The sequence below is a fragment of the Cupriavidus sp. GW822-FHT06G04 genome (assembly GCF_058799075.1).
Genome location: NZ_JBXALD010000006.1, coordinates 77,706 through 91,167 on the forward strand (window position 1 = coordinate 77,706; position 13,462 = coordinate 91,167).

Sequence of the window (13,462 nt, forward strand, 5' to 3'; positions counted from 1 at the left end):
ACTGTGAGGGTGAAAGGCCAGACGCGCCCATTGCGCGTGGCTGGCGACAGCGCGATCACGCGCCGTAACAAAAGGTCTTTTGCAGGATCGGCCCCGATGTCAGGACATCGAAACACTGACGATGTGCGGTCGACAGATTCAGGTCGGCAACAGCTTCGGCAACGGGCAACCAGCGCCGCGGGGGCAATCCCGCTAACTCGACCGGTCGGCCCGCCGACGACGGGCGCGCGATGGCAACGCCAAGGCAGATTCCATCGGGCACCTCCGGTGCAAAGAAATCCCAAAGCCGCCCAGCGTTTTCCGGAGGAAGCCGGCATTCCGGCATCAACCGATTGAGGCGGTCGAAGGCAATCGTCTTCGGCGGCACGGAAAGCCCTGTCCCGATCGCCTTCAGATACGCCTCCTTGAGCGTCCACAGCCCTAACATATGCCGCGTATTCAGGGCGCCCGACTGCTGCCGCGGAAGTTCCTGCACTTCGCTGGTGTGGAGTTGGCCAAGCAAGGCGGTCGCCATGCCTGCATCAACATCTGTCGATTCGACATCGACGCCGATACCTTCGACACTCGCCACCGCGATGGCGACAGCCCGTTGGCAGTGCGAGATGCTGAAGTGCAATCCCACGGTGCCGGGCACTGCGTCGATACGCGGCCGACCGGTCGCTTCAATGGCAAAGCACCAGCCCAGCGGCGCAATCGACGGGTGGCAGTGCGTCAGGACGTGCCGCAACATCAGCCGGGAAAGCAGATACAGATTTGCCGGCTCGACCGCGGCGAAGCTGCGCCACCGAGAGATTTCATCGCGCGACAGCACCGTGCCGACCGCCGCCTTGGAGGCGCCGCAGGGCGCACCGGCATCGGACGTACGCACGTACCAGACGCTCGCGAAATGACCTCCATACGGCGGCAACGGCGATCCGTCCTTCCCGAGACTTCGGCCCGCGTGCGCAGCGCCCCCGCCGCCAGTCGATGCGGGAACTGACGCGGGCCTGCCCACGCACGCAGTCACGGCGCGTGGGCGTCCAGATCGTCCACCGAATGCGCGCGCTCGGCCAGGTACGCTTTCATCGCCTCGGCGCAATGCGGTGGAATATCGAGACGGCTCCCGGGCCGCAGCATGGCATTCATCTTGTTCAGCCCATGCTCGCCGTGCCTGGTGAAATAATCGTCGAGAAATGCTCTTTTCTCGGCGAGGAATACCGCGTCCAGCGCAACCATTTCCCGAATCACCAGCAACGGCAATGGCGATTGCAGGGCATGGAAGTTCGCATTCCGAATGCCGGGCTTTTCACATCCTTCGTAAAACTCGCCCAGCATCAGACCCTGCGCCACAAATACCGGCTTCATGCGTTTATGAATTTCCGCAACATCCGCCGGACGGTCGAGTCCGTCGATAATAGTGAGAATGGTTTTGTGGCGCGCCTCGTCACCATCGGTGGGAATCTGGTCCCGATAAATTCCCAGCAGCGCTTCGATGGCATTATCGACGGCCTGGGCGGTTAATCCCGCAACGTCGATCCGGGTGATCCACAACGTGTCCTGCGCAATTGCCACCGGCGTCCACGGGCAGACCACGCCCTTGCGGCCGAGCTCGGGATGGGGCCGGCACAGATATTCCATTACCCATTTCGCGATCGTGCCGACGCCGGCGGATGCGAAACGGTCGTCATCCATTGCTCGGGAAAACGGGATGAGTTCGAATTCGATTGTACTGATTGCACTTTGCATTTCGGGTATTGCCATACGAAAGCCAGACTAAACATGCCAGCGGATTGATGATTAATCCCAAAAATGCCAACGTGCACTGCCCAGCAGTGTGGAGATTACCTGACGTTTCCGGGAAGCATCGGCGATTGCCGGATCGAGATCTTAAATCGAACCGAATAGATGCTAGATGCCGAAGTCTATAGACCCGCTGTCATAGCGAGAATGGCACTTCGTCTAAATAAGGGCGTTGTTTATTCCGTTGTTTCAAATTTAAAAAGGCGATCGTCAATATCTGATCATTCGAATAAACTTCACCATTCCTGAGGTAGATGCAATCCCCGTTTGAATTGCGATTCCTGTATATTTGACGCCCATCGTCGGGAGCGAGAACTCCCGCGGCGCACTTTCGCGCTTTCCATCCGCAGGATCCCAAATTGGCCGATCAAGACCTGAGCAAGCTGAAAATCGACCGTAGCGCCATGGCGCCCGTGCAGCGGCGGCGGCGCCCGTGGCGGCGTTACGCAATCATCACCGTGGTCCTCCTGGCGCTGATCGGCGTGGGTGTCAAATTGATGGGCCCGCAGCCCGTGGAAAGCACCACCGTCACCACCGCCTACCCATCCCAGAACTACACGCTGCTCAATGCCACCGGATACGTGGTGCCGCAGCGCAAGGCGGCCGTGGCATCGAAGGCGCAGGGCCGGCTGGAATGGCTGGGCGTGCTGGAAGGGTCGCGGGTCAAGAAAGACGAGATCATCGCGCGCGTGGAAAGCCGCGACGTCGAGGCATCGGCAGCGCAGGCGCGTGCGCAGGTGGAGGTGGCCCAGGCCAACCTGCAATTGCAGCAGGCCGAACTGCGCGACGCCGAAGTCAACCTGAAACGTTCCGAAATGCTGCTGGAACCGAAGGCCATCTCCAAGCAGCAGTACGACGCCGACCTCGCCCGCTACAACAAGGCGCGCGCGTCGATCAGCAATGCCCAGGCGTCGATCGTCTCGGCCAAGGCCAATGCCCGCGCCTCGGAAGTCTCCGTCGAGCAGACGGTGATCCGCGCGCCGTTCGACGGCGTGGTGCTGATCAAGCATGCCAACGTGGGCGACAACATCACGCCGTTCTCGGCCGCCGCCGACACCAAGGGCGCCATCGTGACGATTGCCGACATGGAAACGCTGGAGGTCGAGGCCGACGTGGCCGAATCGAATATCGCCAGGATCACGGTGGACCAGCCGTGCGAAATCCTGCTCGACGCCCTGCCCGGCCTGCGCATGGCGGGGCGCGTGGCGCGCATCGTGCCGACAGTGGACCGCTCCAAGGCTACCGTATTGGTCAAGATCCGCTTCGTTGACCGCGACCAGCGCGTGCTGCCCGACATGAGCGCGAAGATCGCCTTCCTCTCAAAGCCGGTGCCGCCGCAGGACAACACGCCGCTGCCGGCCGTGCAGCCGTCCGCGGTGGTCGAGCGCGATGGCAAGCCCGTGGTGTTCGTAATCGACAACGGCAAGGTGCGGCAAACCGCCGTCACGCGCGGCGCGAAGATCGGCGAACTGCAAACCGTGCAGGGCATCAAGCCCGGCGCTACCGTGGTGCTGGCGCCGGCTGACAAGCTGGCGGATGGCGCCAGCGTGACACTGGCCAAGAAGTAAGACATGGCCGAACCCCTCGTTTCGATCCGCCATCTGGCCAAGTCTTACCAGCGCGGCGCGCAAACCGTGCCCGTGCTGTCGGACATCTCGCTCGATATCGCCGAAGGCGATTTCATTGCGCTGATGGGGCCGTCCGGGTCCGGCAAGAGCACGCTGTTGAACCTGATCGCCGGCATCGATCGTCCGGACCGTGGCGAGCTGCTGGTCGGCGGCATCGATATCTCCGGGCTGCCCGAAGCGTCGCTGGCCGACTGGCGCGCCGCGCACGTCGGCTTCATTTTCCAGTTCTACAACCTCATGCCGGTGCTGACCGCCTATGAAAACGTGGAACTGCCGCTGATGCTGACGCGACTGTCGCGCGCCGAGCGGCGCGAGCGCGTGGAACTGGTGCTGCGCATGGTCAACCTGGCCGACCGCATGGACCACTACCCCACAGAGCTGTCCGGCGGGCAGCAGCAGCGCGTGGCCATAGCGCGGGCGCTGATCACAGACCCCACACTGATCGTTGCCGACGAACCCACTGGCGACCTGGACCGCTCGTCGGCCACCGAGATCCTGGCCATGCTGCAACGGCTCAACGCCGACCTTGGCAAGACCATCATCATGGTCACCCACGACGCCCACGCGGCCGAGGCGGCAAAGTCGCTGGTTCACCTTGAAAAAGGCGAGCTGCTGCATACCGAACAGCGCCGCCCGGCGCCCCGGGACTGAAGATGTTCGTGACCAAGCTGATCGCGCGCAACGCGATGCGCCACAAGCTGCGCACGATGTTGACCGTGCTCGGGCTGGTGATCGCCGTGCTGGCTTACGGACTGCTGCAGACCGTGGTCGATGCCTGGTACGCCGGCGCGTCCGCGGCATCCAACGCGCGCCTCATCACGCGGAACGCCATCTCGCTGACGTTTGCGCTGCCCCTCAATTACGAATACCGGATCAAGGGCGTGGATGGTGTGACGCTGGTGGCGCGTTCCAATTGGTTTGCCGGCATCTATCGCGATCCCAAGAACTTTTTCGCGCAGTTTGCGGTATCGGACAACTATCTGGACCTGTATCCCGAATACATCGTCCCGGCCGAGCAACGCGCCGACTACCAGCGCGACCGGCGCGGCGCGCTGGTGGGCCGCCAGTTAGCCGATTCCTACGGCTTCAAGGTCGGCGATGTCATTCCGCTCAAGGGCACGATCTATCCGGGCACCTGGGATTTTGTCGTGCGCGGCATCATCGACGGGCGCGACGAAAGCACGATCACGCGCCACATGATCTTTCACTGGGACTACCTGAACGAATCGGTGCGCAAGAGGAACCCGCGCCAGGCCGACCAGGTGGGCGTGTTCGTGCTGGGTGTCGACAATCCCGACAATGCCGCGGGCATTTCCCGCGCGGTCGACAACGTGTTCAAGAATTCGCTGGCCGAAACGCTGACCGAAACCGAGCAGGCGTTCCAGCTTGGCTTCGTGGCGATGTCCAACCAGATCATCGCGGCAATTCGCGTGGTGTCGTATGTGGTGATCGTGATCGTGATGGCGGTGATGGCCAATGCGATGGCGATGAGCGCGCGCGAGCGGATCACCGAATACGCGACGCTCAAGGCGCTCGGGTTTCGCGCCGGCTTCCTGTCGATGCTGGTGTTCGGAGAATCGCTGATCATCAGCGCGCTGGGCGGCGCGATCGGCATGCTCCTGACGCCGCCCGCGGCGAGTTTCTTCAAGCAGGCCGTGGGCGGTGTGTTTCCGGTGTTCACGGTGTCGCATGAAACCATGGCGATGCAGGCTGGCTGCGCACTGGTGGTGGGGCTGGCTGCGGCGATCGTGCCGGCCGTGCAGGCCGCGCGCGTGCGCATCGTCGAAGGCCTGCGGGCAATCGGATAGGCGCAGATGGCGATTCCGCTCCAATACATCGCGCGCAACGTGTGGGCCCGGCGCCTGACCACGGCGCTGACCGCCGGCGGGCTGGCGCTGGTGGTATTTGTCTTCGCCACCATGCTGATGCTCGATGCTGGCCTGAAGCAGACGCTGGTGACCACCGGCGAGCGCGACAACGTCGTAGTGATCCGCAAAGGCGCCGAAACGGAAATCCAGAGTTCGATCACGCGCGACCAGGCGGCCGCGATGGAAATGCATCCGTCCGTGGCGCTCACATCGGAAGGCCGTCCGACGTCGTCGCGCGAGGCCGTGGTGCTGATCTCGCTGACCAAGGCCGGCTCTCAGACCCCGTCGAACGTGGTGATTCGCGGCGTATCGCCGCTGGGTGTATCGATGCGCCCGCAGATCCGGCTGACCGAGGGCCGGGTGTTCAAGCCGGGGTCGGCGGAAATCATCGTCGGCAGCGGCATCGCCAAGGGCTACGGCAACGTGCGCGTGGGCGATCATCTGCGCTTTGCGCAGCGCGACTGGACCGTAGTGGGCCATTTCGACGCCGGCGGCAGCGGCTTCGATTCCGAGATCTGGGGCGATGTGGACCAGTTGATGCAATCGTTCCGGCGCACCTCCTATTCGTCGATGGTGGTACGGCTGACCGAAACCGACGCCTTCGACAAGTTCCGCACCGACATCGATGTCGATCCGCGACTGGCCAACGAAGCGAAGCGCGAGCAGCAGTTCTACAGCGACCAGTCCAAGGCGCTGTCGGCATTCATCAATATCCTGGGGCTGACGCTGACCACGATCTTTTCGGTGGCGGCGATGATCGGGGCGATGATCACGATGTACGCGTCGGTGGCCAATCGCGTCGGCGAGATCGGCACGCTGCGCGCGTTGGGATTCCAGCGCAAGAGTGTGCTGATGGCATTCCTGATCGAAGCGGGATTACTGGGGCTGGTTGGCGGTGTCGCGGGGCTGCTTTGCGCGTCGCTGATGCAGTTTGCATCGTTCTCGACCACAAATTTCCAGACCTTCTCCGAGTTGTCGTTCCGCTTCCTGCTGACGCCGGCAATCGTCGCCAAGACGCTGTTGTTTTCGATGGCGATGGGCTGGATTGGCGGGTTCCTGCCGGCGTTGCGCGCGTCGCGGCTCAATATCGTCGACGCGCTGCGGGCGCGCTAGGCCTGGCCCATAACTTCCTCGCACACGGCGAGCCACGCGCGCGCCGCGTGCGATAGATAGCGCCCCGGCGACCAGATATGGGCCAGCGCCCAGTCCATGGTCGGCTCTGTCAGCCGTGCGACGGCCAGCTTGTCGCGCGTTTCCAGCCGCGACAGCAGCGGCTCGGGCAGGAACGTCGTGCCAAGCCCGGCGGCGGCCATCGATGCGAGGAAATCCCAGTGGCCGCTTTGCGCCACCACATGCGGATCGATGCGGGCCTCCATAAACGCCTGACGCAGCTTGCGCGTCAGCGAGAAATCTTCGGTCAACAGGATCAGCGGCTCGTGGCGCAGCGCTTCGAGCGTGACGGTGCGTCCACTGGCCCACGCCGCGCGATGCGGCCCGACCGCCCAGATCGGATATTTCGCAAACGCGCGCGTTTCCAGCTGCAGGCCGCTGTCGCCGGGCAATACCGTGGCGCCCACTTCCAGTTCCCCGCTTGCCACCTGCTGCTCCACCACCTGCCCGCCATGCTCGGAGAGAATCAACTGCAGATTGGGATACCGCTTGCGAAACGCGCTGACCGCTGGCGAGAAAAACAGGTTCACCATCGGCGGGATGCCGACGGTCAACTGTCCGCGCCCGAGCGACGACAGGTCAGCCACCTCGAGTGTCAGCCGATGTACCACACCCAGCGCTTCCTGGCCCCGGTCATACACCACACGGCCCACGTCGGTCAGCCGCACGGTCTTGCCTTCCCGAATCAACAGCGGTTGTCCCACCTCGTCTTCCAGTTGCTTGACCATCTTGCTGATGGTCGACTGCGTGACATAGAGCGACGCCGCGGCCTGCGTGAAGCTCTTCAGTCGAGCCGTTTCAACGAAGTAGCGAAGCGCGCGGATATCGATCGGCATGAGCGTATTCCATGAATATTCCGAATAGAAGCTGGAATTTTAAATCATGACGTGAATATTTGCAGCGGGGCTACACTTGCCGTCCTACGCCCTCCTATTCACCACAATGCCGGACCACCGGCACATCACAACCATGGCTGGCTGGCCGCATGCCCGACAGTGGCTGTTTTCGCTGAAGGCATTCGCGGCCGCGATGCTGGCGCTGTATATCGCGCTGTTTTTCGGACTGCCGCGCCCTTTCTGGGCCATGGCCACCGTCTATTTCGTCTCCAATCCGCTGACCGGCGCCACGCGCTCCAAGGCGACCTACCGCGTGCTCGGGACATTGCTGGGCGCCACCGCCGCGGTCGTCACAGTGCCGCAGCTGGTGAACATGCCGATCGTGCTGATGGGTGCGATAGCGCTATGGATCATGCTGCTGGTCTACCTGTCGCTGCTGCAGCGGTCGCCGCGCAGCTATGTGTTCTTGCTGGCAGCCTATACATTGCCGATCGTGGCGCTGCCGGCCGTGATGCACCCCGCCGACATCTTCGACATTGCCGTGGCGCGCATCGAGGAAATCGTGATCGGCATTGTCTGCGCCGCGCTGGTTGGGGCCATCGTGTTTCCCGCCAACGTGGCCAGCGCGCTGCGCGAACGCACGCAAGTCTGGCTCGATGACGCTGCGGCCTGGGCTGCCGATATCGTGCGCGCCAATCCCCGTGCGGCCGCCAGCCGCCACCGGCTGGCGGCGGACATGCTGGCGCTGGACCAGTTGATCGCGCAGATGTCATTCGACGCCGGCAGCCAGCAAACGCTGTCGCACGCGCGCGCGTTACGGGCGCGGATGTCGCGTCTGATGCCCGTGCTGTCCGGTTGGGAAAGCGTGCTGTATGCGATGCGCGGCCAGCCCGGACATAAGCTGTCGCACACGGCGCTGGCAGAGACCGCCGCCTATCTGCAAACCCGCCAGGATGCGTTGATGCAGTCTTGCATCGCCCTGCAGCGAGCCATCGGCGATCACAACGGCACGTCACGGTCCGAGTCGCTTGCGGCAAGCGGGGCCACCCAGACGGCCGAGGCCGGTGAGACCGCTGAAGCCGCTGAAGCCGCAGACGCGCAAGCGCTGTACCACGATCACGCGATGCTGTTGTTCGGCGCAGCCTCGGCTGGGCTGGCCGTGTTCTGCGCTGGGCTGCTGTGGATCTTTTCAGGCTGGGAGGATGGCGGCGGCCCGGTGGCGGTAGCGGCAATCGCCTGCTGCTTCTTTGCCACGATCGACGAACCGCGCCCGGTGGCCAGGTCATTTATCCGTTGGGCCACCGTCTGCCTGCTGATCTCGTCGTTCTATCTGTTCCTGGTTATCCCGCATGCGCAGACCTTCGAAGCGCTCACGGGCATGCTGGCCGTGCCGTACCTCGGCATCGGCATGTTGATCACGCGACCCGGCTTCAATCTGATCGCGATGCTGCTGTCGGTCAATACGGCGTCATTCGCCAATGTGCAGAGCGTCTATGACGTCAATTTCGTCGGGCTCTTCAACGCCAATCTGGCCAACGCCGCGGCAATGGTATTCGCGCCGCTGTGGGCGATGCTGGCCCGTCCGTTTGGCGCCCATGTGGCGGCCCGCCGGCTGATTCGCGCCAGTTGGCAGGACCTTGCGCGTGCGGCTACCCGGCGCGGCGCCGACACTCACACCCAGGTTGGTGCGCGCATGTTCGACCGGCTGGGGCAATTGATGCCCCGGCTCGGCGCCAGCCGGGGACGCATTGCATCGGACGGTTTCACCGAATTGCAGATCGGCTATTGCACGCTCGCGTTGCAGCGCGCGTTGCCGGCGCTGCCGCCCCACGCGCGCAAACCCGTCCGTCGCGTCCTGAGCATCGTGGCACGGCATTTCCGCGCGCGCGTGAAGTCGGGAGCGCCTCTGGTCGTGCCGCCGGCGCTGCATCCGTGGATTCAGGCGTCGTTAGCCGAAATGGCCTGCCTGCAGGATCGGAACCTGGCCGCCGACGTTGCCAGCGCGCTGACCGTGCTTGACGTCACGTTGCAGACACATGAAAAAATCGAATGAAAAATTGATTTTTAAATCATCACATGAATGATGCGGCGTGACTACACTTCGTCCCGTGCCGCACCACTCCGATGCGACATCGCCCACAAGGCGTCCAGGACGGCGCATCACCACTCCCCCACCCCCGCACGATGCGCCGTCCACCCAATCAGTTGAAGATCCACATGCACAACTACACGATCAAGACCCTGCTTGCTACCACGATGCTCTGCGCCTGCACATTGGCCTCGGCGCAAACCAGCCAGGGCATGCAAGACCGCGGCGTTCCGGCCGACCGCTACGGCTACGCGACGCACAACGGCACGCGCGACGTCTACACCGAAGGCGCCAACGCCATCGGCAAGCGCGACGTTTATATGGACGGCGCCAACGCGCTGGGCAAACGCGACGTCTATACCGATGGCGCCCACGGTACCGCGGCGATGAACCTGGCCGGCATGGACCTGCATGGCGTTTCCGCCCCGCCGGCGCACACCGCCTGACGGGCTCACGCCCTCCACGCTCGCATTACTGCTTCGTTTTCTTGAGACTTTGTGCCGCGCCCGATTTCCGGGCGCGGCTTTTTTTTCGATCGCGCGCTCAGCCCTGGCGCTTGGCCTGCGCCGTCGCCCATGCACCAAGCGCGTCGAGCAACAGGCCCGTCCCGTGTTCGCGCGATCCGGCGTCGTCATAGCCATCGAGAAACGCGCCATGCTCGGTCAGCGTAAGCTGCGTGCCTTGACCGGCCGGCTTGATCTCGAACGTGGCCAGCGACACCGAGATCTTGCGCGCGCCCATGTGCATCTCATAGCTGTAGACCAGCCGCTCGTTGGGGATCACGTCGAAATACACGGCATCGAACGTCGACACCATGCCGTTATCCCACTTGCCCTGCAGATGCTCGCGCCCGCCGGGCCGTACATCCATCGAGCGCGACACCTCTGTATAGCCTGAACCACCATGAAACCACTGGCCCTTTGCCGCCGGATCGCTCAGCGCGCGGAATACCAGCGCCGGCGGTGCGTCGTAGGTGCGCTGGATCGAGAATGTGCCGTGCGCCACGGACCGCGGCGGTGTTTCCGCGCTGATCCGCGCAACCGTCTTTTCCAGCCGGTCCAGCGTCTGTAACCAGCCTTGCTCCGCGCCGCGCGTGAAATCGCCCGCCGTGGCATCGAGCAAGGTGTATTGCTGGGTCACCGTCATTTCGGTGCCGCCGCAGATGGTTTCAAAGCCGACCGTGGTGTGAGCGTTGAACAGCGGCTTGCCCTCGGTGGTCACTACGGACATGTCGATCACCAAGCGCGCGTGCGGCATGATTTCGACGTAGTGCCCGCGAATCCAGTGCTCGGACTCGCCGCCTTGCGACCGCATGCAGAGGTCGAACTTGCCGCCGGGACGGAAATCGATCTCGCACTCAGGCACGGTGTATCCCTGCGGGCAAAACCACTGCTTCAGGTGTTCTGCGGCGCTCCATGCCTTGAACACCAGATCGCGCGGCGCATTGAAGGCGCGCGATACGGTCAGGGATGGGCTCGGGTCTTGACGCTGTTGCGCGGCTTCGCGCGTTTCAGTTGCGGTTGCCATCGGATGCTGCCTCCTTTTTCATGGTTTCCAGGTACTCGCCCAGTCGATCGAAATGGCCTTCCCATTCCGCGCGCCGCGCGGTGATCCATTGCTCGGCCTCGCTTAGCGCATGTGGCGCCATTCGGCAGGTGCGCACCCGCCCCACTTTCTGCGTGTTGACCAGCCCGGCCTGTTCCAGCACGGACAGGTGCTGCATTACGGCCGGCAGCGACATGGCCAGCGGCCGCGCCAGTTCGGTGACCGACAGCGGCCCGCGAGCCAGTTGCGCGAGCATCGTGCGCCGCGTGGTGTCTGCCAACGCCTGAAAGGTTGCATCAAGCGGATCCGGAGAAGTGGAATAGTTAAGCATGTCCTTTAGTATATAGACGCGCGATAGTTAAGCAAGAACTTTAGTAAAGTATTTACGGAGCGGTCGGAAGAATCAGGAAACGGCCGACGTGGACGCCGCCCCGGCCTGGCGCTGCATCGCGGCGATGCGCGCCAGCACATCGGGCAATTCCGGCGGCGCCTGCAACCGCCCGAGCAGCCATTGCACCGATTCGACCAGCCGGTCGCGGCTGTAGTCGGCAGCGAAGCTGTGCAGCGTGGCGCCGTGCAGGAACAACCGCAACGCCAGCACCTCGGGATCCGACTTGTCGGACGGGCCCTGGCCGAAAAGCCGCTCTGGCACCGTGGCCAGCAGCGGCCCAACGGCGTCGGCCAGGCGCTGGTCGCCGCGTGCCGCCATCCAGACTTCAAGGATTGCCACCGAGGTATGCCGCTGCCGGCGCTGCACCAGCATATGCAGCATCAGGTGCAGGCGTACGCGCGCCGACATCGGGCCCAGCGCGGCCAGGCGTCGGACCTCGGTATCAAGCAGAGCTTCGACCATCGCGGGCAGCAGGTCGTAGCGCCCTTCCGGAAACTGATGGCGCAGCGATCCGCGACTGATGCCGGCGAGCTCGCAGACGCGGGCCTCGCCAAAGGCGGCATAGCCTTGCTCGATCAGCAATGTGGTAGCGGCATCGATCAGCGCCTGACGTGTGAAGGCGCTTCGTTCGGCTTGTGTCGGCATGCGTGGATTGTAGCGATAACGTCATTGCGATGAGTTGAGCATTCAACCAATGCGCCGATGTCACAAAAGAAACATACAAGTTTGTTTATATGTCGTCCGCGCGACTTCCCGGAGCCAACGGGGACTGCGCGCTTCCAAAAACGACAAGGACTTCCACATGTTCAAGCTTCCCCGCACGCGCTGGCCGGCCGCGCTGTGCGCCCTGTCCGCCGTGGTGGCCGCATTGGCCGTCACGGCATGCGGATCCGACGACAACAAGGCGGCGGACAACACCACGCCCGCCGTTGAGACGCCCGCGCCAAAGACGATCCAGTCGATCAAGCACGTGTTTGTGATCACGCTGGAAAACGAGAATTACGCCACGACATTTTCTGCAACGTCGAAAGCGCCGTATTTGTCCAAGACACTCACGGCTCAGGGCGCACACCTGCAACAGTACTTCGGCACCACCCACGTCAGCCTGGGCAACTACATCGCCATGATCAGCGGCCAAGCCATCACCGCCGATACGCAAATGGACTGCATGGTCTACAAGGACTTCGCCTTGACCGGCATGGGCGATCATGGTCAGGCAATCGGCACCGGGTGCGTGTATCCGGCTTCGGTCAAGACCCTGCCCGACCAGCTCAAGGCCGCCAACCTGACGTGGCGCGGCTATATGGAAGACATGGGCAACGATCCGTCGCGTGAAAGCGCCACCTGCGGCCATCCGGCGCTGAATACCACGGACGGCACGCAGGCTGCGCAGGCCGCTACCAGCGGCGGTCTGCCTGCCGACCAGTACGCGACGCGCCACAACCCGTTCATGTATTTCCACTCGATCATCGATTCGCCCGATTGCGCCACCAATGTCGTCAATCTGAACAAGCTCAGCGATGATTTGAAGTCGATCGACACCACGCGGAACTTCACGTTCATCACGCCAAACCTGTGCAACGACGGCCACGACGGCGGCAGCAGCACCTGCGTGAATGGCGATCCGGGCGGTCTGGTTTCCGCCGATGCATTCCTGCAGAAATGGGTGCCGATGATCATGGCATCGCCGGCGTACCAGAAAGACGGGCTGATCATCATCAATTTCGACGAAAGCTCGTACGCCACGCAGTCGCTCGACAACTCGACCACGCCCCCGAAGCTGACCATGGCGTTCTCCGGCAACACCTGCTGCAACCAGCAGGCCGGGCCGAACGTACCGGCATCATCGTTCCCGATCTCGCAAACCTTCCCGGCATCCGTGTCGCACTACCCGTACGACATCGAATTGTTGACGCAGAACTTCGGCGGAGACCGCACCGGCGCCGTACTGCTGTCGCCGTTCATCAAGGGCGGTACGGTATCGACCACGCAGTACAACCATTACTCGATGCTCAAGACGCTGGAGGACATCTTCCAGCTTGGCGGATACCTTGGCTACGCAGGCCAGGAGGGGCTCGCCACGTTCGGCACTGACGTGTTCACCAACCTGTGACGCGCCGCCGCGGCCGGCAACGGCCCGGCGCGCCCAGCCGCCG

At 63.3% G+C, this 13,462-nt stretch carries 13 protein-coding genes; 7 read left to right on the top strand and 6 right to left on the bottom strand.

Features of this window, described 5'->3' with window-relative positions; genetic code table 11:
- Positions 1 to 55 precede the first annotated feature (55 nt).
- Both AC1RKI_RS15055 and AC1RKI_RS15060 read right to left on the bottom strand, forming a co-directional pair.
- Positions 56 to 811 (bottom strand): 4'-phosphopantetheinyl transferase family protein, encoded by a 756-nt coding sequence (locus AC1RKI_RS15055; protein ID WP_492796419.1) that lies wholly within the window; start codon positions 809 to 811, stop codon positions 56 to 58.
- A 191-nt stretch (positions 812 to 1,002) separates the two neighbouring features.
- Positions 1,003 to 1,725 carry a DUF6875 domain-containing protein gene (locus tag AC1RKI_RS15060; RefSeq protein ID WP_341248724.1) on the bottom strand — a complete coding sequence of 241 codons (723 nt, stop codon included), beginning with the start codon at positions 1,723 to 1,725 and terminating at the stop codon, positions 1,003 to 1,005.
- Between the two features lie 413 nt (positions 1,726 to 2,138).
- Between AC1RKI_RS15060 and AC1RKI_RS15065 the strand changes: the two genes are divergently transcribed.
- The 4 genes from AC1RKI_RS15065 to AC1RKI_RS15080 are packed head-to-tail and all read left to right on the top strand — an operon-like array spanning position 2,139 to position 6,388.
- Positions 2,139 to 3,347, top strand: coding sequence for an efflux RND transporter periplasmic adaptor subunit (locus tag AC1RKI_RS15065; RefSeq protein WP_150979066.1), 1,209 nt, complete (start codon positions 2,139 to 2,141; stop codon positions 3,345 to 3,347).
- Positions 3,348 to 3,350: 3 nt separating this feature from the next.
- A complete protein-coding gene (locus AC1RKI_RS15070) occupies positions 3,351 to 4,058 on the top strand; it encodes an ABC transporter ATP-binding protein (RefSeq protein ID WP_150979065.1) in 708 nt (235 codons plus the stop codon).
- A 2-nt stretch (positions 4,059 to 4,060) separates the two neighbouring features.
- Complete coding sequence (locus tag AC1RKI_RS15075) at positions 4,061 to 5,215, top strand: ABC transporter permease (RefSeq protein WP_061955042.1); 1,155 nt, start codon at positions 4,061 to 4,063, stop codon at positions 5,213 to 5,215.
- A gap of 6 nt (positions 5,216 to 5,221) precedes the next feature.
- A complete protein-coding gene (locus AC1RKI_RS15080) occupies positions 5,222 to 6,388 on the top strand; it encodes an ABC transporter permease (protein ID WP_061955040.1) in 1,167 nt (388 codons plus the stop codon).
- On the opposite strand, the gene AC1RKI_RS15085 is transcribed toward AC1RKI_RS15080, so the two are convergent.
- On the bottom strand, positions 6,385 to 7,281 hold the full coding sequence (locus AC1RKI_RS15085; protein WP_061955038.1) for a LysR family transcriptional regulator: 897 nt from the start codon (positions 7,279 to 7,281) through the stop codon (positions 6,385 to 6,387). The two genes, AC1RKI_RS15080 and AC1RKI_RS15085, sit on opposite strands and share 4 nt — an antisense overlap.
- Before the next feature lie 133 nt (positions 7,282 to 7,414).
- Between AC1RKI_RS15085 and AC1RKI_RS15090 the strand changes: the two genes are divergently transcribed.
- Both AC1RKI_RS15090 and AC1RKI_RS15095 read left to right on the top strand, forming a co-directional pair.
- The gene (locus AC1RKI_RS15090; RefSeq protein ID WP_492796415.1) at positions 7,415 to 9,334 is read left to right on the top strand and encodes an FUSC family protein; all 1,920 of its coding nucleotides are present in this window, start codon (positions 7,415 to 7,417) and stop codon (positions 9,332 to 9,334) included.
- A gap of 164 nt (positions 9,335 to 9,498) precedes the next feature.
- Positions 9,499 to 9,816, top strand: a complete 318-nt coding sequence (locus AC1RKI_RS15095; RefSeq protein WP_341248720.1) for a hypothetical protein — start codon at positions 9,499 to 9,501, stop codon at positions 9,814 to 9,816.
- Positions 9,817 to 9,913: 97 nt separating this feature from the next.
- Here AC1RKI_RS15095 and AC1RKI_RS15100 read toward each other — a convergent pair whose 3' ends face one another.
- The 3 genes from AC1RKI_RS15100 to AC1RKI_RS15110 all read right to left on the bottom strand — a co-directional run bounded on the left by AC1RKI_RS15100 (position 9,914) and on the right by AC1RKI_RS15110 (position 11,951).
- Positions 9,914 to 10,897, bottom strand: a complete 984-nt coding sequence (locus tag AC1RKI_RS15100; protein WP_341248719.1) for an SRPBCC family protein — start codon at positions 10,895 to 10,897, stop codon at positions 9,914 to 9,916.
- A complete protein-coding gene (locus AC1RKI_RS15105; protein WP_061955032.1) occupies positions 10,881 to 11,246 on the bottom strand; it encodes an ArsR/SmtB family transcription factor in 366 nt (121 codons plus the stop codon). Before AC1RKI_RS15105 ends, AC1RKI_RS15100 begins: the two co-directional genes overlap by 17 nt.
- 72 nt (positions 11,247 to 11,318) lie before the next feature.
- Complete coding sequence (locus AC1RKI_RS15110) at positions 11,319 to 11,951, bottom strand: TetR/AcrR family transcriptional regulator (RefSeq protein WP_341248718.1); 633 nt, start codon at positions 11,949 to 11,951, stop codon at positions 11,319 to 11,321.
- A 157-nt stretch (positions 11,952 to 12,108) separates the two neighbouring features.
- On the opposite strand from AC1RKI_RS15110, the gene AC1RKI_RS15115 reads away from it, so the two are divergent.
- Positions 12,109 to 13,419 (top strand): alkaline phosphatase family protein, encoded by a 1,311-nt coding sequence (locus AC1RKI_RS15115; protein WP_492796412.1) that lies wholly within the window; start codon positions 12,109 to 12,111, stop codon positions 13,417 to 13,419.
- Positions 13,420 to 13,462 lie beyond the last annotated feature (43 nt).

What these genes read in the sequence shown, in the direction of transcription:
- AC1RKI_RS15060 (WP_341248724.1), bottom strand. Translation starts at nt 1,725, where the DNA reads ATGCAAAGTGCAATCAGTACAATCGAATTCGAACTCATCCCGTTTTCC.
- AC1RKI_RS15070 (WP_150979065.1), top strand. Translation starts at nt 3,351, where the DNA reads ATGGCCGAACCCCTCGTTTCGATCCGCCATCTGGCCAAGTCTTACCAG.
- AC1RKI_RS15075 (WP_061955042.1), top strand. Translation starts at nt 4,061, where the DNA reads ATGTTCGTGACCAAGCTGATCGCGCGCAACGCGATGCGCCACAAGCTG.
- AC1RKI_RS15080 (WP_061955040.1), top strand. Translation starts at nt 5,222, where the DNA reads ATGGCGATTCCGCTCCAATACATCGCGCGCAACGTGTGGGCCCGGCGC.
- AC1RKI_RS15085 (WP_061955038.1), bottom strand. Translation starts at nt 7,281, where the DNA reads ATGCCGATCGATATCCGCGCGCTTCGCTACTTCGTTGAAACGGCTCGA.
- AC1RKI_RS15090 (WP_492796415.1), top strand. Translation starts at nt 7,415, where the DNA reads ATGGCTGGCTGGCCGCATGCCCGACAGTGGCTGTTTTCGCTGAAGGCA.
- AC1RKI_RS15095 (WP_341248720.1), top strand. Translation starts at nt 9,499, where the DNA reads ATGCACAACTACACGATCAAGACCCTGCTTGCTACCACGATGCTCTGC.
- AC1RKI_RS15100 (WP_341248719.1), bottom strand. Translation starts at nt 10,897, where the DNA reads ATGGCAACCGCAACTGAAACGCGCGAAGCCGCGCAACAGCGTCAAGAC.
- AC1RKI_RS15105 (WP_061955032.1), bottom strand. Translation starts at nt 11,246, where the DNA reads ATGCTTAACTATTCCACTTCTCCGGATCCGCTTGATGCAACCTTTCAG.
- AC1RKI_RS15110 (WP_341248718.1), bottom strand. Translation starts at nt 11,951, where the DNA reads ATGCCGACACAAGCCGAACGAAGCGCCTTCACACGTCAGGCGCTGATC.
- AC1RKI_RS15115 (WP_492796412.1), top strand. Translation starts at nt 12,109, where the DNA reads ATGTTCAAGCTTCCCCGCACGCGCTGGCCGGCCGCGCTGTGCGCCCTG.